This window comes from Phormidium yuhuli AB48 (genome assembly GCF_023983615.1).
Lineage (GTDB): Bacteria > Cyanobacteriota > Cyanobacteriia > Cyanobacteriales > Geitlerinemataceae > Sodalinema > Sodalinema yuhuli.
Window position 1 is genome coordinate 211,148 of the sequence record NZ_CP098611.1, and the last position, 22,500, is coordinate 233,647.

The 22,500-nt window shown below is 51.3% G+C and carries 17 protein-coding genes; 7 read left to right on the plus strand and 10 right to left on the minus strand.

Annotation, left to right across the window (positions count from 1 at the left end; all coding sequences use genetic code 11):
- Positions 1–95: 95 nt before the first annotated feature.
- From NEA10_RS00830 to NEA10_RS00850, 4 genes are all read right to left on the minus strand, one after another.
- On the minus strand, positions 96–3,617 hold the full coding sequence (locus tag NEA10_RS00830; protein ID WP_309494508.1) for an Ig-like domain-containing protein: 3,522 nt from the start codon (positions 3,615–3,617) through the stop codon (positions 96–98).
- Positions 3,618–3,917: 300 nt separating this feature from the next.
- Positions 3,918–5,174 carry a valine--pyruvate transaminase gene (locus tag NEA10_RS00840; protein WP_252663347.1) on the minus strand — a complete coding sequence of 419 codons (1,257 nt, stop codon included), beginning with the start codon at positions 5,172–5,174 and terminating at the stop codon, positions 3,918–3,920.
- A gap of 17 nt (positions 5,175–5,191) precedes the next feature.
- Positions 5,192–5,623, minus strand: coding sequence for an NUDIX hydrolase (locus tag NEA10_RS00845; protein WP_252663348.1), 432 nt, complete (start codon positions 5,621–5,623; stop codon positions 5,192–5,194).
- Between the two features lie 20 nt (positions 5,624–5,643).
- The gene (locus NEA10_RS00850) at positions 5,644–6,027 is read right to left on the minus strand and encodes a hypothetical protein (RefSeq protein ID WP_252663349.1); all 384 of its coding nucleotides are present in this window, start codon (positions 6,025–6,027) and stop codon (positions 5,644–5,646) included.
- Positions 6,028–6,049: 22 nt separating this feature from the next.
- On the opposite strand from NEA10_RS00850, the gene folD reads away from it, so the two are divergent.
- Complete coding sequence (folD, locus tag NEA10_RS00855; protein WP_252663350.1) at positions 6,050–6,910, plus strand: bifunctional methylenetetrahydrofolate dehydrogenase/methenyltetrahydrofolate cyclohydrolase FolD; 861 nt, start codon at positions 6,050–6,052, stop codon at positions 6,908–6,910.
- Positions 6,911–7,053: 143 nt separating this feature from the next.
- On the opposite strand, the gene NEA10_RS00860 is transcribed toward folD, so the two are convergent.
- A complete protein-coding gene (locus tag NEA10_RS00860; RefSeq protein WP_252663351.1) occupies positions 7,054–8,061 on the minus strand; it encodes an Npun_R2821/Npun_R2822 family protein in 1,008 nt (335 codons plus the stop codon).
- A gap of 245 nt (positions 8,062–8,306) precedes the next feature.
- Here NEA10_RS00860 and NEA10_RS00865 point away from each other — a divergent pair, with 245 nt between their 5' ends.
- From NEA10_RS00865 to NEA10_RS00875, 3 genes are all read left to right on the plus strand, one after another.
- Positions 8,307–9,428: a class I SAM-dependent methyltransferase gene (locus NEA10_RS00865; protein ID WP_252663352.1), complete on the plus strand. Its 1,122-nt coding sequence runs from the start codon at positions 8,307–8,309 to the stop codon at positions 9,426–9,428.
- Between the two features lie 164 nt (positions 9,429–9,592).
- Positions 9,593–10,882 carry a glucose-1-phosphate adenylyltransferase gene (locus tag NEA10_RS00870; RefSeq protein ID WP_252663353.1) on the plus strand — a complete coding sequence of 430 codons (1,290 nt, stop codon included), beginning with the start codon at positions 9,593–9,595 and terminating at the stop codon, positions 10,880–10,882.
- A gap of 227 nt (positions 10,883–11,109) precedes the next feature.
- Positions 11,110–12,138 carry a DnaJ C-terminal domain-containing protein gene (locus NEA10_RS00875; protein WP_252663354.1) on the plus strand — a complete coding sequence of 343 codons (1,029 nt, stop codon included), beginning with the start codon at positions 11,110–11,112 and terminating at the stop codon, positions 12,136–12,138.
- A gap of 39 nt (positions 12,139–12,177) precedes the next feature.
- Here the strand turns inward: NEA10_RS00875 and NEA10_RS00880 are convergent, their stop codons facing one another.
- Positions 12,178–13,242 carry a hypothetical protein gene (locus tag NEA10_RS00880; RefSeq protein WP_252663355.1) on the minus strand — a complete coding sequence of 355 codons (1,065 nt, stop codon included), beginning with the start codon at positions 13,240–13,242 and terminating at the stop codon, positions 12,178–12,180.
- A 226-nt stretch (positions 13,243–13,468) separates the two neighbouring features.
- Here NEA10_RS00880 and NEA10_RS00885 point away from each other — a divergent pair, with 226 nt between their 5' ends.
- On the plus strand, positions 13,469–14,614 hold the full coding sequence (locus NEA10_RS00885; RefSeq protein WP_252663356.1) for a TIGR00341 family protein: 1,146 nt from the start codon (positions 13,469–13,471) through the stop codon (positions 14,612–14,614).
- A gap of 103 nt (positions 14,615–14,717) precedes the next feature.
- On the opposite strand, the gene NEA10_RS00890 is transcribed toward NEA10_RS00885, so the two are convergent.
- Positions 14,718–14,921 carry a hypothetical protein gene (locus NEA10_RS00890; protein WP_252663357.1) on the minus strand — a complete coding sequence of 68 codons (204 nt, stop codon included), beginning with the start codon at positions 14,919–14,921 and terminating at the stop codon, positions 14,718–14,720.
- Between the two features lie 479 nt (positions 14,922–15,400).
- On the opposite strand from NEA10_RS00890, the gene NEA10_RS00895 reads away from it, so the two are divergent.
- On the plus strand, positions 15,401–16,906 hold the full coding sequence (locus tag NEA10_RS00895; RefSeq protein ID WP_252663358.1) for an ATP-binding protein: 1,506 nt from the start codon (positions 15,401–15,403) through the stop codon (positions 16,904–16,906).
- A 10-nt stretch (positions 16,907–16,916) separates the two neighbouring features.
- Positions 16,917–18,059 carry a tetratricopeptide repeat protein gene (locus NEA10_RS00900; RefSeq protein WP_252663359.1) on the plus strand — a complete coding sequence of 381 codons (1,143 nt, stop codon included), beginning with the start codon at positions 16,917–16,919 and terminating at the stop codon, positions 18,057–18,059.
- 8 nt (positions 18,060–18,067) lie between these two features.
- Here NEA10_RS00900 and NEA10_RS00905 read toward each other — a convergent pair whose 3' ends face one another.
- From NEA10_RS00905 to NEA10_RS00915, 3 genes are all read right to left on the minus strand, one after another.
- A complete protein-coding gene (locus tag NEA10_RS00905) occupies positions 18,068–19,444 on the minus strand; it encodes a hypothetical protein (RefSeq protein ID WP_252663360.1) in 1,377 nt (458 codons plus the stop codon).
- A 48-nt stretch (positions 19,445–19,492) separates the two neighbouring features.
- Entirely contained in the window at positions 19,493–20,704 is a 1,212-nt protein-coding gene (locus NEA10_RS00910; RefSeq protein ID WP_252663361.1) for a DNA double-strand break repair nuclease NurA, read from the minus strand.
- Positions 20,705–20,915: 211 nt separating this feature from the next.
- Entirely contained in the window at positions 20,916–22,460 is a 1,545-nt protein-coding gene (locus tag NEA10_RS00915; protein ID WP_252663362.1) for a mercuric reductase, read from the minus strand.
- Between the last annotated feature and the right edge of the window lie 40 nt (positions 22,461–22,500).

The window sequence follows — 22,500 nt, forward strand, 5'->3', positions numbered from 1 at the left end:
CAGCTAAGGACTGACTTAGTGGGTATTTTAAAAAGCCTAACCGGTTATTAGAGGCTCCGACCAAAGAATATTGAGTGCAAAGACAGGTTTCCAGTTTAGGGGAAAGGGGGGTTAAAAGCATCAGGTTGGAATGTAAAGTCTCCTACCCGAATGTCGTCTGCATTCAGACCTGGTGCGCCTATTGAATAATCACCTCTCAACTTTGCTACGATATAGGTGTTGTTTCCTTCTAAATGATTACCATCTTCGTCATAGAGCAAATAGCCGTCATCTGTGTTAAAGTTTGTGCCGTCCAAAACCATGAAGAACCGTTGGTCTCCCGTAAGACGATTGATAATGTTATTCAGGGTACTGCCTTGAATAACTTGCCGATTCAAGTGAACACCCAACGCCGCGTCGTCAGCAGGATCATTAATTCCAAATCCAGTGAGTTTAATAACATCGTTATCGTCGGCAAAGCCCGCTTCTACCTCCCTAGCCCAATCTTTATTATTTCCTCGATTAAAGTTCAAAATTGTATTGTAATAGGGGTGATTCCTAATGGCATCAATGCTCGTTGCGTTGAAACCTTGTCCATCAACAACGATATCACTGCGGTCAAAAACATAGGTATCAGACGGGCTGCCGTTCGCACTATTACTCAAAGGATAATCCCCACCCACTAAGGTGTCGTTCCCCGCCCCCCCGTAGAGGACATCCGAATTCTGGGGCGCAATGAGAAAATCATCACCGGCTCCACCAACTAATGTGTTAGATATCTCGCTACGTCCATACAGGATATTGATACCTTCCGATAGGGTTCCCACGTCAGGTGGCAAGAGAGGTGGAGTGCTTCCCCCAGCCATTGTCGAATTAATGTAGGTCACCGTGACCGTTTGGGTATCTTCGACGCTGTTATCATCCCTAATGGTGTATTGAAATTCTCCAGTGTTATTGACACTGGTCTGATGTAGATTTCGGAGTTGAACGGTTACAGTTTGTCCCCCATCAGTCTGTTGAATCCCATTAGTTCCAAGTTTAATATTATTAGCTACCCCGATATCGTGAATGGTGACATTGTCACGTCTGCCACTAGCAACGAACGCACTAGCTGGAAGCACAACTTCCCTAGAACCAAAACTAATCACAGTAATCGTCATTTCCGTAATCCCAGCAAGGTTCTGGATAGGGATAGTAAACGTTGTACTATCTGTTAGGGCATTGTTATGTCCCTCACTGCCACTGTTCCCCTGATCATTGATTTCTACGAACAGTTCAAAGTCATCTTCAACATTTGGGACATAGCGGAGATTACCATTTTGAATGGCTGTGTTAATTTCTGAAATTGGGGCCGTGATGGTCAAAGAATTGGAGTCGAGTCCAGTGAATTTGCCTGTTAGGGTTGAACCCGTGTAGTTAAATGTTCCGCCGGGATCTGCTGTAACACTGAGGCTGACGCTGACATTCTCTCCTCCAGCATCAGGATCACTAAATGCTTCAGCAGCAAATAAATTCCCTAGATTGTAAGGTTCGTCTGTAGTTGCCGCTGGTGTTACTCCATTTCCATGTATACTCGGAGGGTCGTTCACAGCAATAACATCAATTGTGACGATAGCAGGGTTACTTTCCAACCCACCATCGTCAACAGCTCGGATGGTTACCGTACGCGGTCCTTCCGTGGGATTATCTGTATCAATTCCATCATTTTTGTAGGTAATCTGTCGCAACAGAGTTTGAAAATTATCAACTGAGGCGCTTCCTGTATTCGTCAAAGTCACCTCAGTCGTTCCATCTCCTGTAACGTCTATCCCAGCAATCGACGCGCTTAAGCTCAGAACTTCATCTACATCCTGGACTCCAGTAAGAGTCACCACAACCTGAGACAGGGAGTTCGCAGGAGGTAAATCAAATCGAACATTCTCTGCAAGGACAATTTGAGTAACAGTGCCAACGGGTCCTTCCAGATACTCTCGATTCAGTGCCTCAACAATGCCGGTGGCTGTGTTTCCATCCAAGTCAATCTTGGGAGCATTGGGATTCGCTACAATGCCCAAGGTCATGGTGTAAGACTCATCACTCAGGAAATCCCGGGTGTTCTTAACGCGGAAGTCAAAGCTTGTGGAGTTCCCAACTCCTAAGGGTCCCTGATCAAACACCAGCGAGCCAAGGTCATCTACTAGAATGATGTCATCGATGTTAACAGGGTTGCCCGCAACTGTTAACGTCCCATCCCCAGGATTAGACACCAACTTAATTGCCTTAAACTCATCTCCGTCATCTGGATCGTTAAAGACAAAATCATCAGCCGAGAAGCTAAAGGTTGCTCCAGTGAGAACTTCCACAGACCCATCCTCACTGGTCGGCAGGTCATCGGCTCCAAGAATCGTAACGGTGACTGTGGCTGTTGCCGTTCCCCCTCGACCATCATTGATAGTATAGGTGAACGTGTCTTCCTCTGTTCCACCATCTATCAAAAATTGGAACGCTTCGCCGGGGTTGTAGAGTAGTCGCTGATTGCCAGGATCTCCCTGAATCGTGACCGTCACTCCAGCAGTAACTCCTGAAACTGATGCAATTGTTAAGGGATCACCATCAGGATCACTATCATTAGCTAGCACGTCAATTTCAATCGCCGGTCCATCTTCACTCACCTCAGCCTCATTGTTCTGAGCTTCTGGTGGGTTATTTGTTGGGTCTACAGGGTCCACAGGGTCCACGGGGTCTATGGGGTCCACGGGGTCATCTGGGTCATCTGGGTCCACGGGGTCATCCGGAGGCTCAATCACCGGCGGAACTCCAGGGCCTGGGGTCGGCGGCGGCTGCGGTTCTGTCGTCGTGTCCCCAGGGTCTGGTGCCGGGGGTAACTCATCATCTGGGTCTACTACCGGAGGCTGAGGAGGTCCCGGATCTGGTGTGTCGGAGGGGGTTAAATCTTCTGTAAAACTCTCCCGCGTCAAAGCACTGCGGCGCACATTGTGAATCACCGCCAGGAACTCCCCGGTTGCTAAATTGGTGAGGACATAATTGCCCCGATTGGAGTTGCTATTGCGACGAATAAAGGCAATGTTAATGGCAGACATGTCAACAGTCTGTCCATCCGGCCCTCCCAACAGGGCAATCTTATCGTTGGGTTTGAAGCGCAAAATCTGGTCGGCATCGTCGATATTTGGGCCGCCATGATTGATGTTAAGGACAAAGATATTCTCCCCGGTCCCGCTAATGAGAACGTTGGCTCCCCGGTCTCCGGAAATGACGTTATTCCCCCGTTCTGCCCAAAGGGTATCATTGCCCTGACCCCCATAAAGAAAGTCATTGCCTAACCCAGCCACCAGAACATCGTTCCCCTGACCTCCAAAGAGGATATTCTCCCCATCAATGGCAAACAACGTATCATCGCCATCATCACCACTGAGGATATTGTCCTGTTCACTGCCAAAAATCTTATCGTTGCCTTTCCCCCCGAGAAGGGTATCCTGACCCCGACCCGCTCTAAGGGTGTCATTGCCCTGATTGCCGAAAATGATATTATTGCCGCGACCTCCGAGGATACTGTCATCGCCGCTGAGACCAACGATGGTATCGTCGCCAAGGGTGCCAACAATGACATCGGAGTTGGGGGTTCCAGTGATAATCGACATGGTTCGTTTTGGGGGGCCGAGGAGGTGGAGGGGGGGAGGTTGGGATGGGTGCCCGATTCATGGGGTGAATGGGACTCGGGCTCAGGGGTAGAACGGCGTCAAATGTTACTAAGTCACCGACCAATTCCTATCGTCTTTCGTCGTTGGCAGCGTCGGGTTTGTTCCCAGGAGCATCCTGAAAAATCCGGAATTTTTACAAATCTTAATTCCTGGATTGAGACCGAGCCTGTCCCTATTTTGCCCTCTCAATGGCAATTTGCCTACAGGTCTTGAGAGTTTATCTGGGCATTTTGGGGGGTCTCAGGCCTCAACCACCCCCCGCAGCCGTTTCATGGCCTGGACTAGAGCCTCTGGGGGAGCGGTGAGACTGATGCGTAAACATTGGCGTTTGTGGGGCCAGTCTTCCTGCAATCCGGGGAAGAACGGCTCGCCAGGAACCACAATGACCCCAGCCTGTTTGAGTTCATTGTAGAGATGGCGATCGCTCGTCGGCAAGTCCCGGAACCACAGCCAGGCAAAAATTGACCCTTCTCCCGCATGAAGGAACCAGGACAGATGTTTGGGCATTTCTTGCTGTAAGGCTTCTGCCAAAACGGCATATTTACGCTGGTAATGGGGACGAATCACCGACTCGGACAGATGAGCCAGTTGTCCCGAAGCGATGGCCCGTGCCGCAATGGCTTGTCCATAGCGGGAGGAATGGATACAGGCATTAGTCTGGAACGACTGTAACACGTTGATGATGTCTTCATGGGCGATCGCCACCCCCACCCGTTCCCCCGGAAGTCCGGCTTTGGACAAACTCAGACAATGGACGAGATTGTCCCCAAACTGAGGAGTCATGGGAGTAAAGTTCAGGGCCGGAAATGGCGGTGCATAGGCTGAATCAATAAACACTGGGGCCTCATAACTGGCCGCTAACCCAGCAATTTTGCCCACCTCTTCATCACTCAACACATTTCCGGTGGGATTACAGGGCCGAGAAAAGATAACACAACCGGTGGTGTCGTCAATCTGCAACTGACTAAAATCTGGGCGATATTTAAAGCGATGGTTCTCCTCATCAATCTCCAAACTGGGTTTATAGGAGACGACGGCTTCCGGGACTAAACTCACCCCACCATAGCCAGTATAATCAGGACAAAGGGGCAGCACCACCTTCTTGAGATTGCCACCGGCAGTATAGCCGCCAAAGGCGTTGGCGGCGAAGAAATAAATGGATTGGGAACCGGGGGTAATGAGGATATTACGAGGGGTGAGATTGGCCCCATAGCGTTGATTAAAGTCGTTGGCGACGGCTTCAATGAGGGGTTGATAGCCTTGACTGGACCCATAGCGACAAACCACCTCCCCATAATCGGGACTGGCCAGCAAGTCTTGGGTACAATCGCGCCACATCTGCTCAATTTCCGGCAAAATCACCGGATTCCCAGCACTGAGGTCGATAAAATCGCGTCCACCTCCTGATTGCAGGGTTTCGATAATATCTTTCATAATCGCCCGCACCCCGGTGAGGTGGGACATTTGTTGGCCGATGGTGGAGAGTTGGGGCTGCATTGTTAAGAAATCTGTTTTTAAATTGACAATTTAAGCGAGTTAATGTAAGCCAGTAAAACTCGTTGATGGGGTTTCCCAATTTTACGAACTTCTCCGGCTTTGGGGGAAAATTTTTCGCCTTGGCGGACTTGTTCGGCGGTCCAAAGATCTAAGTCTAATCCTTCGCAGAGGTCTAAATCTTGGATATCGACGGTGAGGGGTGCGTGGAAAACATTACGGATGAAGTCGCGGTACTGTTCTCGTCGGAATAAGGTCACGTAGGGGGGGTGATAGCGGATTTCTTCCTGGAGTTCTCGCATCACGGCGACTTCGGCCGCTTCCCCCGGTTCGACGGTTCCGCCGAAGAAGGTCCATTGTCCGGGATAGACGATGGTGGGGATGTCGTCTCGTAGTTGCATGAGATAGCGACCGTTTTGATGGAGAATGGCGATCGCAACTTCTTTAACCATGAATCAGAACACTAAGGGGGTCATTGGGGAGTTCGTTGCTGTTCTTGTAGATAGAGTTCCCCGTAATCCTGTTGATTGATGACAATTTCTCGCTGTTCCAGGGTTCCTTGCACCCGTAGCGACTGGCCCGCCTCGGGAACCTCCTCCTCAGAGATGACCCAGATTTCCCCAGACTCATCTTGCAACAAATAGGCTCCCCCGTCTAATAGAGGAGCGCGATCGCCCACAACCCCCTCCACCGTCACCTCGTTCCCCAACTGCTCCTGGGAGAGAGTCCCCAGGGGTGTGACATCACCCCCGAAGTCTAACGGCGTTTCACAGCCAGTTAGGAGGACTAAACCCGACAGCAGGGGAATCAAGGCGCGATTAAAACGAGGCAGAAATGATACGGTAGTGACGGTCAATCGCACAATACTCCCTGGCTCAATGGATACGACTCGTATTTTAGACGGTAAAGCTCTCGCCAAGACAGTACAATCTCGACTGCGATCGCAAATCGAGGCGGCCCTCCCCCAACGCAACCGTCCCCCGGGATTGGCCGTCATCCGCGTGGGAGATGACCCCGCCAGTGCGGTCTATGTCCGCAACAAGGAACGAGCCTGTGAACGAGTGGGAATCGCCTCCTTTGGCCAACATTTCCCCGCCACGGCGACAGCGGCGGAGATTTCTGCCAAAATCCAGGAACTCAACGACGATGAACGAGTCGATGGGATTCTCCTACAACTCCCCCTCCCCGCTCATTTAGATGCAGTGGCCCTACTGCTACAACTCGACCCCGACAAAGACGCAGACGGACTCCATCCCATCAATCTCGGTCGTCTGACGCGGGGGGAAGCGGGCCTGAGAAGTTGTACCCCCGCTGGCGTGATGGAAGTCCTCAAGGCCTATAACATCGACCCCAGTGGTAAAAATGCCGTCGTGGTGGGTCGTAGTATTTTAGTGGGAAAACCCATGGCCCTGATGCTCCTGGAAGCCAACGCAACGGTGACCGTAGCTCACTCACGGACCCAAAACCTAGCGGACGTCGTCGCCGCCGCAGATATCATCGTAGCGGCGGTGGGCCGTCCCGAGATGATTACCGCTGACATGGTCAAACCGGGAGCGGTGGTGATTGATGTGGGGATTAACCGGGTCGGTGATGGCGCGGGTGGCTATAAACTGGTGGGGGATGTGGCCTTTGAGGAAGTATTTGAGAAAGCGGCTTGGATTACTCCAGTTCCTGGAGGAATTGGCCCCATGACCGTAGCCATGTTGCTTAAAAACACCGTTGAGGCCTATCTGCGCTAGGTAGTAAGACGAGTTGACGGCCGACTATGCTTCTCAAGATACAAGGGATGGGTGATGCACCTACGCCAACGGATGCAATCTGCCATAAATTTTCCGGCTCACCTTTTTTAGAGTTTTTGTTTGACCGATTGTTCTCCGCAAGGCTAACCCAGCCAACGTTTAATCTTCGAGATTGCTTTGCCTCCAAAGCGCTCAATCTTGGTGCCGAGTTTAGGTTGATGAAGTTGAGTGGGTTTGTCCTCAGGATTCTTGAGAAACCGATAGTGTAAAAAGACATCTTTATGAGGAATTTGCATATCCTCCCCTTGACTGAGTTTAGCGAAGTCTTGAGGAGGGAAGTTCATATAGTGGATTCGATGAATCGGTTTTCGTCCTTGTTCATTGTACAAAACATTGTCAAGCTCAACAAACGGATCAGCATCAGCACAGTTCCCCGTGCGCTCACCGGCCCTCTCACTCAAAGTATAGTTAAAGATTGAATAAGGCCCTCTAAACGTTAAATAGCTAAACAAAAAAGCATCAGCGATTTCATTAATCCACTCGACTTCTCTATCTTGAACTAATGATGCTTTAAGTTGACTGATTTCTTGCTCGTTAAAAAAACCTCGCTTTGAGCCAAAAAAGCTTGAGCAATGTAGCCGAGGACGAATTTCAGATTCAGTAAATTCTCCCGAGGCTTCCATCATTTCAATGTTAAGAGCTGTTAAGCGTTGTTTTGAATGCTCCCAATCATCAAATACAAAATCGTAGGTTTCTAGTTTATCAAATAGGTCATCCAAAGGCTTCATTGCCAAAGTATCGGCATCATAAAACACAAATCGCTCAAAGTCTCCTGAAAAAGCAACCATTTTTCTCTGGAGTCTAATTTTGGAGCGAACGATTTTTGCAAACCTTTTTTGAGATGCCTTGGGATGATGGCTCCAAATCTCTCGTGAAAACTCTTCCCATTGTTCTAGCTTCCCTTGATTATCGTAAAGGGTCACATTGGGCCGTGACTCTACTTCCCGCTGAACTCTGTCCATCCGGTCATCATAAGGAATAATGCAAATGGGAATTTCTGGGCTAACATTAACCTCAATGCTATTGAGCAAGGCAATGAGCTGGTCATACACAAAATCATTAGCCAATGTATAAATACCGATGGATTGCATAAAAATAAACCTTATGGTCTGCTTGATTTCTTGGGAGTCAACTCATTGGGCTTGAGTGGGAGTGGGCAATCTGTCCTTTCTGGCATTACCCGGTCAGACGAATTGGCGATTTCTCTAAAAATATCGTCGAGTCTAGCATAGTCAACAATAAACAACAAGATAGTAGGGACTTAATGACAAGGACATCCGGTTGGTCTTCATCAGGGTTTGTAGGGTGTGATAATCCTTAACTGTGAGTGTCTACAATGATGCCAAACGCCCTGACAACACCCCTTCGTCAATCCCAGATGGCTGGCAATTCAGCTCATCAAGACCCGACGAACCCTTCTGAGGAGGGAAGACAGCAAGCCCTAGAGCAGAAATTGCAAGCGTCTATGGCCCTAGAGGGAACCCTACAACTTCCCTGTCTCCCGGCCCTGGCCCCTCGCTATGAACATCTGATTCTGGGCTTGTTCAACCTCTTCGGACAAAACCCCAGTTCCGAGGAACGCCAGCAGCTGCGACAGCGGCTGACAGAGACCCTCACTGAGGGATTTGAGGAATCTCCTCGTCGCTATCTTAGCCTCTCCTATCAATTGGTCAATCCCCAGGAGGGAGTGGCTGGGGGACTAGGTCTGACCTTGAGTTTGACCTCTCCCCCAGAGGCTCAAGGGTCGTTTCAGTTGGCGAATCAGTCCCGCTTTGGCTCCTACCCCGATGGGAAAGCCATGATGCTTGCAGCCAGTTTAGGGGAGGCTGAGGAGGTGTCGGTGTTGGATATTGGGGCGGGAATTGGCCGCAATAGCTTACCTCTGGCTAAACGCGGTCATCCCGTGGATGCGGTGGTGACCAACGCTGAGGCGGGGGAGCGGTTGCAGGAGATGGCCCGATCGCGCCATCTGTCGGTGACTCTCTTGGGGGGAGATTTCCTAGACGCTCCCCAAGTCACGGGAGACTACCACTTGGCCATCGCCCCGGAAATTCTCCCTCACCTGCGATCGCCCCAAGCCATGACCCACTTCTTCCGCCAAAGCCGACGGCTGTTAGCCCCCAGGGGCCGCCTCCTCCTGGGGGCGTTTCTGACTCACCCGGACTATTCCCCCCAGGAGTCGGTTCGGGAACTGGCTCAAGCCTGTGGCTGTAGCTTTCTCACTCCCTCAGAGCTGACGGCCATTTTAGGGGAAGTGGGGTTACGGCTAGAGTCGCAAGAGTCGGTGGTGGCCTATGAGTCCACTCACCTCCCCGCCGCCGCCTGGCCCCCCTCCCAAAGCTTCCTCAACTGGGCCACGGGACAAGAGTTATTTCCCGGTCTCATGGCTCCTCCCGTCAGCTTCTATTGGCTCTGCTGCGCCCCGGAGCCAATTCCCGCAAACCCTGATGAGACCTAACGTCTGAGGGGGCGATCGCCCCCGATAACCGACCTAAGCTACCATCGAGTCAGCGGCAAAGATTATGGGAATGTTAGGGTTCAGGAAAAAAACTGGCCCTTGCCAAGAAACCCAGACAATCGCAAACTTAAAGCTGAGAGTTCGGCAGCCCTGGAGGTCTTTCGGTGAAACGAGTTTTAGGCATTATTCTCGGTGGCGGTGCGGGAACGCGCCTCTACCCCCTAACCAAACTCAGAGCAAAACCCGCTGTTCCCTTAGCGGGTAAATATCGGTTGATTGACATCCCTGTCAGCAACTGTATCAATTCTGGGATTGAGCAAATCTATATCCTGACCCAGTACAATTCCGCGTCCCTGAACCGCCATATTGGGCGGACGTATAATTTTTCGAGCTTTACCGATGGATTTGTGGAAATCCTGGCGGCTCAACAAACGTCCGACAGTCCCGGTTGGTTCCAAGGTACGGCGGATGCGGTCCGTCAATATATCTGGCTCATGAATGAGTTGGATGTGGACGAGTATCTCATTCTCTCGGGTGACCACCTCTATCGGATGGATTATAGTCAATTCGTGGAGCGTCACCGGGAAACCAATGCGGATATTACCCTCTCGGTGGTTCCCATTGATGAACAACGGGCCTCAGATTTCGGCTTGATGAAAATTGATGACTCAGGACGAGTCATTGATTTCTCAGAAAAACCCAAAGGTGACGCCCTCAAAGCCATGCAGGTCGATACCAGTACCCTGGGCTTAGATGCCGCTCAGGCGAAGCAGAAGCCCTATATTGCCTCAATGGGCATTTATGTCTTCAAACGGGAGGTTCTCAAAACCCTGCTCACGGAAGCTCCTGACCAAACGGACTTTGGTAAGGAGATTATTCCCGGTGCGGCTAAGGATTACAATATCCAGGCCTATCTGTTTGATGGCTATTGGGAAGATATTGGAACCATTCAAGCCTTCTATGAAGCGAATTTGGCCCTGACGCAACAGCCGAAGCCGCCCTTTAGCTTCTATAACGAAGATGCGCCGATTTATACCCGGCCCCGCTATCTCCCCCCCAGTAAACTCCTCGATTGCCAAATTACCGAGTCCCTGGTGGGAGATGGCTGTATCCTCAAAGAATGCCGCGTCGATCGCTCGGTTCTGGGGGTTCGCAGCCGCATTAGTGCTGGGGCGGTGGTGGAAGATTCCCTGTTGATGGGATCTGACTTCTATCAGTCCTTTAGTGAACGCCAAGGGGAAGCCTCGGCCCCCTCGATGGCTCTGGGAATCGGTGAAAATAGTACCGTTCGCCGGGCGATCGTGGATAAGAATGCACGAATTGGTAAAAATGTCAAGATTCTCAATAAAGAAAATATTGAGGAAGCCGACCGGGAAGAGTTAGGGTTCTATATCCGCAGTGGGATTGTGGTGGTTCTGAAGAACGCGACGATTCCCGATAACTTCGTGATTTAGGGGCTTTTTGAGCCGGTTGGAGACCCCGACGCCCCCGACGCGGTTTGCTGGGGGATGGTGCGCGATCGCCCTGGGTGGCGATCGCGTTCTCATCGGAAGCCGATGAGTCCAGGGCCAAAAAAATGGGCCACTGTCCAAGAAACCGAACTCGACGCTGGAAGAAAATACATTAAACTTGATTAACAAAGGCAGACCGCACCCTGTGAACCCCTGATTTTTTGACTCTCATGGCTGCAACGGACTTCAAAGACTACTATTCCATCTTGGGCGTGAGTAAAACGGCCAACGCCGATGAAATCAAGAAGGCGTTTCGCCGTTTGGCTCGTCAGTATCACCCAGATATGAATCCGGGCGATCGCAATGCGGAGGCCCGCTTCAAGGAAGTCAGTGAAGCCTACGAGATTCTCTCAGACCCCGACAAGCGCAAACAATACGATCGCTTCGGGCAATATTGGAAACAGGCTGGAAACGGAGCCGGTGGCGGTTGGGGGGCTGGCGCTCCCCAAGGCGGCGCCACAGCGGGCGGCTTTGACTTTGATTTCAGTCAATATGCGAATTTCGATGAGTTTCTCGAATCCGTCCTCGGAGGGGTAGGGGGACGAGGGCGATCGCAATGGTCCTCCTACGGGGACGCCTCCCCCAAAGATTCTAGCCGCTCCTCCGGCTTCAACGGTGGCTTTGAAGACTTCGCTGGCTACAATCGTCGCAGTACCGGTGTCTCCTTAGACCAAGAAGCCACCCTCAGCCTCTCCTTTGCCGAGGCCTTCCATGGAGTACAAAAACGCCTCAGCGTCAGTGGTCAAAAAGTCTCCGTTCGCATCCCCCCCGGCGCCAAAACCGGCAGCCGAGTGCGCGTGAAAGGGAAGGGTAAAAAAGATGGCTATGGCCGTCAAGGAGATCTCTATCTCAACATCGAGCTAAAACCCCATCAGTTCTTTCACTTCGACGGCGATAACCTGGTCTGTGATGTCCCCATTTCCCCCGATGAAGCCGTCTTGGGGGCTAAAATCGATGTTCCCACCCCCGATGGAACCGTGACCGTGAGTATCCCGGCCGGGGTCCGCTCCGGGCAAATGTTGCGGTTACGGGGCAAAGGCTGGCGGCTCCCCAAAAGTGGCGCTCGTACCGATCAACTGGTGAAAGTGGACATCACCCCCCCCACCCACCTCAGCGACGAAGAACGACAGCTTTATGAACGCCTACGAGACTGTCGCCAAGAGAACCCTCGCCAAACCCTAGAACATCTCGGCTTATAGAAGCCCTTGTCCAGAACCGGGCCCGGCTTTAGGATTCCTCTAGGGATCATCTTGATGGTAGAACTGACCGAGAGCATCGGTGAATTGGTGTAAGATGCGCGCTTCAATGGCCTTAGCCGTAGCCTGATCCGTATGGGCCACTAACGCTCGCACTTCCTTAATCAGAGACTCAGTCTGTTGTTCAATGGCCGCGATCGCCGCCTGTAGATGTTGGTTGGCCGCTTCACAGACGGCGGCTTCCACATCTTGGTCTAAACCAATCGTCGTATGATGGTCTTCTCCGGGGCTGGACTCCAAAGTACGGGGGTCAGCGGTGACTTGAGCATCACGTGTCTGAGACTCCAGAGGGTTCAGGGCCGTTTTCTTCGCGAGCATCGAGCCATCGAGAGTCCGGTCATCAAGAGCATCCTGACCGAAATCATCGAGTTCAAAGGGCTCGATCATACTGGCATAATAAGCCTGCTCCATCGTGTTCCAGAGCCGTTCAGCGATACTGACATAGACATCCACCGGATTCAGACAATGAGCTGACCCGTAGAGCCGTAGACGCAGTTCACTAGCCGTTTGACACAAATCTAGTAGGGATTGGGTCAAATGATCAAACTCCTCATGATTGAGATGATTCCAATCGGGGAGGGTGTAGGCAAACTTGCCGTTAATGGCTGAGTAGAGGAGGGTTTTGGCTTGGCTGAGATTGCCCGCTTGGGACAGTTGCAACCGTAAGTCAAACCAGCGATCGAGAGACGCATCACCATGACTACTCTCGGTGAACGGCAAAAAGGCCTCATCGAAGGCCATGGGGGGGTCTAACTCAGGATAGAGGGGGTCGAGGATGGCGATGGCCCGCAGGGAGAGGTTGAAATATAAGGACTTCTTGTTAATCCGAGCCACCACTCGCACCAACGCCTCTTCTAACTGCTCCCGAGTCACAAAGGTGGTTCGCAGCTCATTGAGTAACACCCGCCAGTCTAGGGATTCTAAGCGTCGGGAGTCATTTTCCCAGCGTTGCTGACAGATGCACAGCAACAATTTCTTCAGACGATTTGTGTCCGAGTCCCCCGCTAATTGCGCGATCGCTCGGTTTAAGCGTTCCTTCTCTACCATAAACCTTGAGGCAGCACTGTTAGATCACATGACAGCGTTCTCGGCATACCCCCCACTGATAACGGCATTGTTTGATCTCTCTGTGTTTGATTTTATGCGGGTCTGTCAACAACACCACATCTTTCCTCTGGCTCATGACCATTTGGGTCTTAATCTACTCATACCTAGGGATTCTCTACAATAAGACCAACAACACTGCTTAATCCGCCCCCTGGGCAAGTCCAAGATGCCACAAGTTGACCAAAAGACCCTCGCGATTCTGTCTCAGGAGATTTCTGGGGATTCCAAACTCAATCTTAACTTTATCTTTCTCTCGGTTGCCTCTTGTATTATTGCCACCTGTGGCCTATTACTCAATAGTTCCGCCGTCATTATTGGTGCGATGATCGTCGCTCCTCTCATGTTACCCCTACGAGGCTTGGCTTTGGGGGCAATGAAGGGAGATGTATTTTTGTTTCGCCGGGGTATCACCACGCTCCTGGTGGGTACGCTCCTCTCTGTCGTCCTCTCGGCAATGATTGGGGCTGTGGCCAGTATTCCATTCACAGAGTTTAGCCCGGAAATTTTGGCACGCACTCAACCCAACCTCTTCGATTTAGTGATTGCGTTGGCGGCGGGGGCCGTGGGTGGCTTTGCCAAGCTGCGTCGGGAAGTTAGCGATGCGATCGCCGGAACCGCCATCGCCGTGGCCCTGATGCCCCCCCTCTGTGTGGTGGGTTTATCTCTGTCTCAGGGGGCAACATTCGCCGCTCGGGGGGCATTCCTGCTCTATGCTACCAACCTCTTGGGCATTACCCTAGCCTGTATGCTCGTCTTTATCTGGGAGGGGTACTATGTGGAGAAAATCCGCATGGCTCGGGCCCTGCTGTATACCGTCCTGCTCACCCTGCCGATTATTCTTCCCCTGTCCATCAGTCTGGGGCAACTGCTACGACAAACCCGTCTCCAATCAACCCTACGCTCAATTCTCCTCACACGCACGATCACCGTGGGCCAACAGGTGGAGTTGGTTCAAACCCGCATTGACTGGACTCGAAACCCTCCGGAAGTTTATTTACGGGTGAGGACTCGTCCGGAAGCCCCCCTGACCCCTAAACAGGTTTTTGAAGTGGAACAACTGGTCACCCAGGAAATGCGCCAAGATTTTCTCTTGGTGTTTCAGATTGACAGTTTTGATGAAATTCGTTCAGAGGATTTATTTGGGTATCGGATTTCTTATCAAGAGCCAGAGGAAGATGAGGTTGAACCTGTTTCTGAACCGCTATCCCCAGAGACATTGAGGAGGATGAGTCAGACCCTGTGGCGCTTCAATACCTTTCTCAAGCAACCGATGCAGCGGCGAACAGCCCACGGCCGCGATGGGCGATCATAATGGGGTCAACTTCGATTCCAGAGCAGAGCGTAGAAAAACGACGGGTTCTTTACATCCCGCCGTTTCCAGGGTTTGGATAAGACTGGCCGCCAATCCTCAGACGTCAGGCCATCCGTTGTCTCAATAACCAGACACAGAAGGTTAACACCAATAAAATAGTGCTTGAAGGGGCAGTTTCCGGGACTTGAACTGCTGTTGGATAGGAGGTATCGAAATCGGACTGGGAGAGGGTCCAGGATGGGCTATCAAGTTGTAAGGTTTGGCTTTGGGCTGGCACGATCAGTTCCTCAAAATCGCAGGTTTGCATGATAAAATTAGGGGCTTAACGGACCTAATGTGATAGGGCTAGACCCTTCAGCTCAACGGTGGCTCTCAGGGATAAGAAGACTCCGATGAGTCGCTGAGTTGGTTAGGAAAATTCATATGGGTGGCGATGGACGGGGTAGTCGTTCATGATTCACACTCCTCTAATGGGGCTGGCTGATGACAAATATCCTCTGGTCATGGACGCTGAGTTAGCCAAAACTGAGTCGTTACGCTCCATAAGACCCAGATAGCTCCTAACACCGACTAAAACGTCGGGTCCTACAAGACTGTGATTGGGTCTTGCAAGATTGCCTTATCCCTGATGTAACGGGACTTTGAGGCAAAACGTCCATCTGATAAAATGCGATGTACTCATTATAGGCTCATTTTTGGCTCTGTCAAGACATCCATAAATATTAGCCGCAAGTGAGCTAAAACTAAGACGTCGCCGGGAAATCGAGAGGAAGGAGATTGAGCAGCGTGGCAGCAACACTCAGGGCATCTATTGAAGGGCTTCGACAGGTGGATGACGCACGACGGTATAAGGGTTGGCTTAAGTCATCCCCCGAGTGGTGTGAAGCCGCTGGCACCTCAGCGGCAACCTTGAAGCGGTTTTGGCGGAGATTGCCGGTGCGATCGCAAACTTTTAGGGCCATCTGTGATGCCGTTGACGTGTCCTGGCAAGAGGTGCTGGCCCTGTCTGAGGTGAGCCCTAGCCCGCCAAGCGGCAGGGGGGAGAATCCCGGATATCTGGGCGAGCGGGTGACGCCTAGGGTTGCGCTGACGGAGGTTCCGGGCCATGCTAGGTTAGATTTTTTTGCCTATGATGAGGCCTGGGTGGGACGGGAAACCGTTTTGGCTCAGTTAAGTGAGCAGTTGCAACAGTCCTGCCGTCTCCTGGTGTTATTGGGACTGACCGGGATTGGCAAAACCGCTCTAGCAGAGCGACTCGCCGTCTCCTTATACCCACGATGGACGGGTAAAGAATGGCAACAGTTATGGCGGGAGAATCTGGATAACGATCGCCAACCCAATGACTTTATCAGCGTAGCCAGCCGTTGGTGGGAGCAGTGGGGATCGCCTGTGGAAGGATCTAAGGATGGACAAGTTTTAGTTGATCGCACCGCTGAGTATGTCTTGACCCATCCCCTCTTGCTGATCATTGATTCCTTAGAAAGGATGCTGAAAGGCAATGAAGAGGAGGGTTGGAGCGACTTTAACGACCCCTTATGGGCGATGTTTTTTGAGGCGGTGTTAGCGGCCCCGGTTTGTCAGAGCCGGATGCTTCTGACCTCTCAAGACTTCCCGGGCCAACTCCCGGGACGGTACAGCAATTTTTGGACTTATGAGTTCTTGAAGGGACTTAATGAAACGGAACAGTTAGCCCTGTTTGCTAAGGCAAACTTGGATCTGAGTCCTGAAAGTCAAAACTATTTGACCCGGATTGGGGCCGCCTATGAAGGACATCCGCTGGCGTTGCGAGTCATTGCTGGGGAAATCTCGAATGCACCTTTTTCCGGGAATGTGCGGGCCTATTGGAATCGCTATGGACAGGATATTGAGGAGGTGGAAACGGCGATCGCCCAGGCAAAAATGGGACAGACGACGTCGGGGAGCGATCGCTGGCAACTTCATGAATGCACCCGCCTGTTACGGATGAAGGTTCGCGATCGCCTCGAACAAACCTTTGTACGCCTTAAACGAGAGGCCCCAGCCGCGTATGTTTTACTCTGTGAGGCATCAGTCTACCGTTGCCCTGTTGTTGAGTCATTCTGGCTCTCCCATCTGGAGGATTGGGATTATGATAAAGCTGAAGGTCAACTGGCTCTGGAGACGTTGCGCGATCGCTATCTAGTGGAAGAAATTACCGAGGGCGATCGCATCTTGTTGCGCCAACACAATCTAATTCGTAGCGTTGCCTTGAGTCATCTCCAGAGGTTAGATTCAGAGGCAGGGGAACTTAAAAATAAACTCATCATCCCATGATGGCTAGACTGTGTCTCAGGAAATTTCTCAGTCAGTATTTCGTCAGCAGCTCTTAAAACGGTTACGGCTGACCCCGGCAAGCCTGCAACGTATCTCTCCCCGGAGTCGTCGCAGTCAATACCGTGCGGCTCTCAATTGGCTCATTCACTATGAGGCCCCTTCCCCCGATTCTAAGTTAGATCAGGTGCGTGGCTATCTTGAGGCGTTTCGCCATTTAGCGGAGGTGGAAGATTGGCAACGCTGTCAGGAGTTATTGCTGTTGCCCTTAGAGTCCTTAACCGGGGAACCGTTACATCGACAACTAGAAATTTGGGGCTATTATCAGGAACAGATGGAGATGTATAATTGCCTACTAGGCAACGGTGATGCACCGCTAAATCTGGTCTGTTTAGAAGGGTTGGGGAAAGCCTATTCCCGTTTGGGAGATTATAGTCGGGCGATCGCCTATCATCAAGACCATTTAACCCTAGCCCAACGACTGGCAGACCGACAACATGAAGCCATTGCTTTGGGCAATTTGGGGTTAGAACATTATTATTTAGGGGAGTATGACTTAGCCATTCGCTATCTTCAGGAGGGCTTGACGTTAGTGCAACGTTTGGGCGATCACGCAGGAATTGGCCAAGCCCTAGGGAATTTAGGCTTAGCTTTACATGAAAAGGGGAACTATCAGCAAGCCATCGCCTATCATCAACAGGATTTAGCCATTGCTCAGGAGTTAAATGACCGTCGGGGGATGGGCCAGGCTCTAGGAAATTTGGGATTTGCCTACTATGCCTTGGGAGACTATTCCCAGGCCCTCGGCTATGAAGAACGCTATTTGGATATCTCCCGTAAAATTGGCTTTCGGGAAGGGGAGGCGATCGCCCTTTCGAATATGGGAGAAACCTATATCTGTCTCGGCCGCTACGAGGAGGCTACCGAGAGTCTGCAACGGGCCTTAGAGATTACCCGGGAGATTGGCGATCGTCATGGGGAAGCAGAAGGGTTGAAAAACTTAGCCGAACTTCATCAACAACTGCAAAACCCAGAGCGGGCGATCGGGTATTGTCAACAGGCCCTGAGCATTGCCAAACAACTGGGCATTCCCCTGACAAAAGACTGTGAAGCACTCTTAGCCGCTCTCGGCTTTGATGTTTACTCGGGTGGCTAGTTGACAACTCAATCAACATCAGGGTGGCGATCGCTCTCCACAAGACGTTTAGCAATTTCAACTTTAGCGGCCAAGATTTCAGGGCTATCCCCATGTTCAGCAGAGGTATTAAGAATATCCATGGCAATTCCCACATCATTAATTCGATTCAGGGAATTAGAATAGCGGGAGGCTTCTCGCACCGTAGAGCGATATACCAACATAAAAGTTGCCCCGATAAAATTCGTGATAATCCCCGCAACCACCCCAATCGTGGCAACATGACTCTGATTCGGACTGGCACTGAACTGCTCGGCGGTTAATTCCCCAGATGAAGACTCATCCTGATTGTCTATAACCTGCTCTTCTGAAGAAGACTCAGGGGAAGAAACGATGGGTTGAGGTCTAGATAAAGCAAGAGCTAAAGAGGCCAGAATCACTAAAAACCCCAAAATCATAACCACCACGCTAGTCATAAAAATAACTTGAACTTCCATTAAATTGCGCTGATAGTATTTTTCTAAACTCGCATTAGCCATATTCCAGCTAAAGTTACGAATTTTTAACTGCGCTTCCTCAATTTTTTCATCGGTTTCCCTCATTTTTCGCGCCTGCTCTTGATTCCACCGGTCTAACCAGTAGTACACAAACCCGACTAAAAGATTTGCCATCCCCAAAACCAGAGCAAAGGAAAAACTATTTTCCAGAAAACGAATATCTCCTCGGAGTGTTGTCAGATTTCGGTTGTTACGCGCGAGTTCCGCATCCAATTCTTGAAAATTGATGGTCTGTCCTAGATAGCTCAACGTGATATCTTCAAGAGAAAATGTATCTTCAACAGCTTCAAATTTCCGAATTCTAGCTAAGTGTTCCTGCAACGATTCCCGGCGCCGTTCAATGCGTTGCTGATAGTCTGTCTGATACCCACGTAATTGGTCAATCTTTTGTGCCATTCGGCGGTTATCTTGATTGAGTTGAGCGTAATCTTCTTGAAGTTTTCTATAAACGCCCTGGAGTTGTTCCAGTTCTGAAATTAAACGAGCCTGTTCAGTCACTAAGCTCATCATTTGCTGTTGGGCTTCGTTATTCCCATCTAGTTCTTCTGCTTGAGGGATTTCAGCTAGGACTTCAGGAACGAGGAGTTGTGCTTGTGGAACTGACGGTAGATTAGCAGTTTCCTCCGGTGTGCTCTCTGGCTCCAGATTCCTTTCCATGCGCTCTACCATTACTAACAGTTCTCGCAGGTCGATAATTTCCCGTTTAATCTCCACATCTTCGGAAATTGCATTGCGATCGCGCACTAATCCAGGGCGTATTAAACTCGTTGCTCCCAAAATCAGGCCAGACACCAAAAAAATGGCCGCCCACACCTTCCAAATCCAGGTTGAGTTGAGTTGAGCGTTCATAGATTTCAGGGGCAACAGAATTACGTGGAACGGGAGGTGACTTGAACCTTAAGCGATACTGCGGCGTTTACGAGCTTCTTTATAGGAAGTTCCAACATTCGTTAACCCAGCCTCAATCATTTGCCGTTCCAGGAGAGCAAAAAACCGTTGGCGATCGCCCCCCCGAACCACGGCCTGATTATGAGCTTCCGCCAAACTCACCGGGTAGCCATATCCTTTGTACACCTGTCCTAACATCAGGCTCAAGGCCGCTTCAAGTTGGTCAGAATCCTCTGCAACCCAAGCCGGAACGTCCACCCGAGCAATTTCTGTCCCCACGTGAACATAACAAAAATATACAGTCTGCTCGTTCGGATATAACCCCAACACCGGTAACGATGACTTCCACAAACAACTGCGTTCTCCCGGTTGTAACAAACCGCCCCAAAAACTGGTATCGCGTAGCGGTTCCATCACCTGACAGGGGGCTCGTTTCCCCAAGACATCCCCCTCTGTTGGGGCAATATAGGGACAATAACTCAAACAATTGGGTTGCTCAAAGGCACAGGCCTCCAACCGTAAAAAACTCAGAGCTTCACGGCTACGGGAAGCACTGAGATAGCCCATCAGAGGCACTCCCACCCCCCGCAACCGTTCCCAAGCATCCAGGATGGGGTTGAGGATGCGATCGCGGGCCTCATCAGGCAGACTATCGAGGAACCAGTAAATTAAAGAACCATCCACCATAGCCAACAGCGGCAACTCCGGATACTGGCGGCGCAACTCTACCCCCAACAGGGCCAACTCCTGGGCCTCCGAGACAGCCCGCCGATAGCCCATCCATTCCTCCGTACGAATCCCCCACTGACGCGAAGCATATAAATCTTCCGGGCGGTAAAACACCTCCGGCACACTATCGAGAACCGGGGCGCGATTCTGACCATAATGCAAGACCACTCGCCCAATATTGAGGAGATAGCAATAGGCAATTTCATGCTGATTGGGGGCAATTTGCGAGCCATCTGTGGCAATGACAGTATGGACTGAAGGGGGCCGTTGCAGGAGGATTTGACTCTGGAGGGGTTCAACCGGGGTAGCTGCCGAAAACCAGATGCGATCGCGCCATTGTTCTTGAGCCGCGACTAACTCCTCTTGACGCTGAGCGGCCGTCTCAAACAACCCCTGAGCCAATTCGAGCCGTTTCTGAGCCGCGACAGCTTCCTCCCGTAGATGTTCGCCAATACCAGGTAGGAGTTTTGTAACTTGGTTGAGATCGAGCATGGGAGGAAGGCAAGAGGCAAGAGGCAAGAGGGGGAACCACGGAGTCACAGAGGACACAGAGGAAGAGAGAGGGGGTAGGGTGCGTTCCGGCTCCAATCAAGGTTGCACTTAGACCACTCGGCTCAAACTTGCCGGAACGCACCGCTTCGTCAGCAGTCGGGGAATTACGTGAAACTTGCCGGAACGCACCGCTTCGACCGCAATCGGGGAATTACGTGAAACGATGCAAAAGTTTCAACAGTTTTTTGCTGGTCGGGGTTAACTGGGTTCGTTTATAGACATCCGCCGCCTTGCGGATACATTCAGCTTGGGTGGGATAGGGGTGAATCACCCTGGCCAAGGTTTTTAACCCCAGACCGCCAACCATCGCCGTTGTGATTTCACTAATCGACTCTCCCGCATGACGGGAGACCATCGTAGCCCCGAGGATTTTGTCCGAGCTCTTCTCATGGAGAACCTTGAGAAACCCCTCCGTCTCCCCATCAGCGATCGCCCGGTCTACATCCTTAAACTCTATCTTAATCGTTTTGGTCTCAATACCTTTCTCGTTGGCCTCTCTCTCATAGAGTCCCACATGGGCCACTTCTGGCTCAGTGTAAGTGACCCAGGGCATGACCAAACTGCTCAACTTCGGTCGGCCCAAGCCAAAGGGAGCAAACAGGGCATTCTGAATCACAATCCGGGCCGCTGCATCCGCCCCATGGGTAAATTTCCAATCCATACAGATATCCCCCGCCGCATAAATGTTGGGGTTCGTAGTTTGCAAATACTCATTCACCTTCACCCCTCGACGATGGTAGGCCACACCCGCCGCCTCTAAATTCAAACCGTCCAGATTCGGTGTTCGCCCGGCCCCAATGAGGATCTCATCCACCAGCACCTGTTTTGACTGTCCCTGGTGATGAAGAGTCAGAACGTTTCCCGCTGCGGTCTTCTCCACTCGCTCCGGTTCACCGCCGAGAACTAACTCAATTCCCTCCTGAATAAACCGCTGTTGCACAATCTCCGCCGCATCCGCATCTTCCCGATGCAAAATATGGCCATGACGATGAATCAGCGTCACCTGGGACCCCAGACGACGAAACGCCTGAGCCAATTCACAGCCAATCGGACCTCCACCAATGACGGCCAGGCGCTTGGGGCGTTCAGTGAGGTTAAACACCGTCTCATTGGTGAGATAGCCTGCGTCGGCTAATCCTGGCGTTTGGGGATGAACAGCCCTAGCTCCTGTGGCAATTACCGCCTTTTTATAGTTGAGGGTAACCTCATCCACTTGAATGGCCTGATTCCCAATGAAACTACCCTGTCCCAGGAAGATATCGACCCCCACCTTAGCAACGCGATGAACTGAATCATGATGACTCATCCCGGCCCGAATCTTCCGTAACCGTTCCATCACGGCTGAGAAATCCACGTCAATACTCTCTGGTGAAGCAATCCCATAGTTGGAGGCATTCCACATCTCCCCAACGACACGGGAGGAGCGAATCAAGCTTTTGGAGGGAACACAGCCAGTATTGAGGCAATCGCCCCCCATCAAATTCCGTTCAACGAGGGCCACTTTAAGACCAATATCGAGTCCAGCGGCCCCAACAGCAACCACTAACCCGGCTGTTCCCCCACCAATCACCACCAAGTCATAGCAATTAGCCGGTTGCGGATTCACCCAATCGGGAGGATGGATTTGTTGGAGGAGTTCACGGTTGTACTCATCCATGGGGGAGATGCTGAAGGGGTGAAAGGGAGAGTTGGGCATAGGAGGAACAGGGAACAGGGGAAAAGGTAAAAGGCAAGAG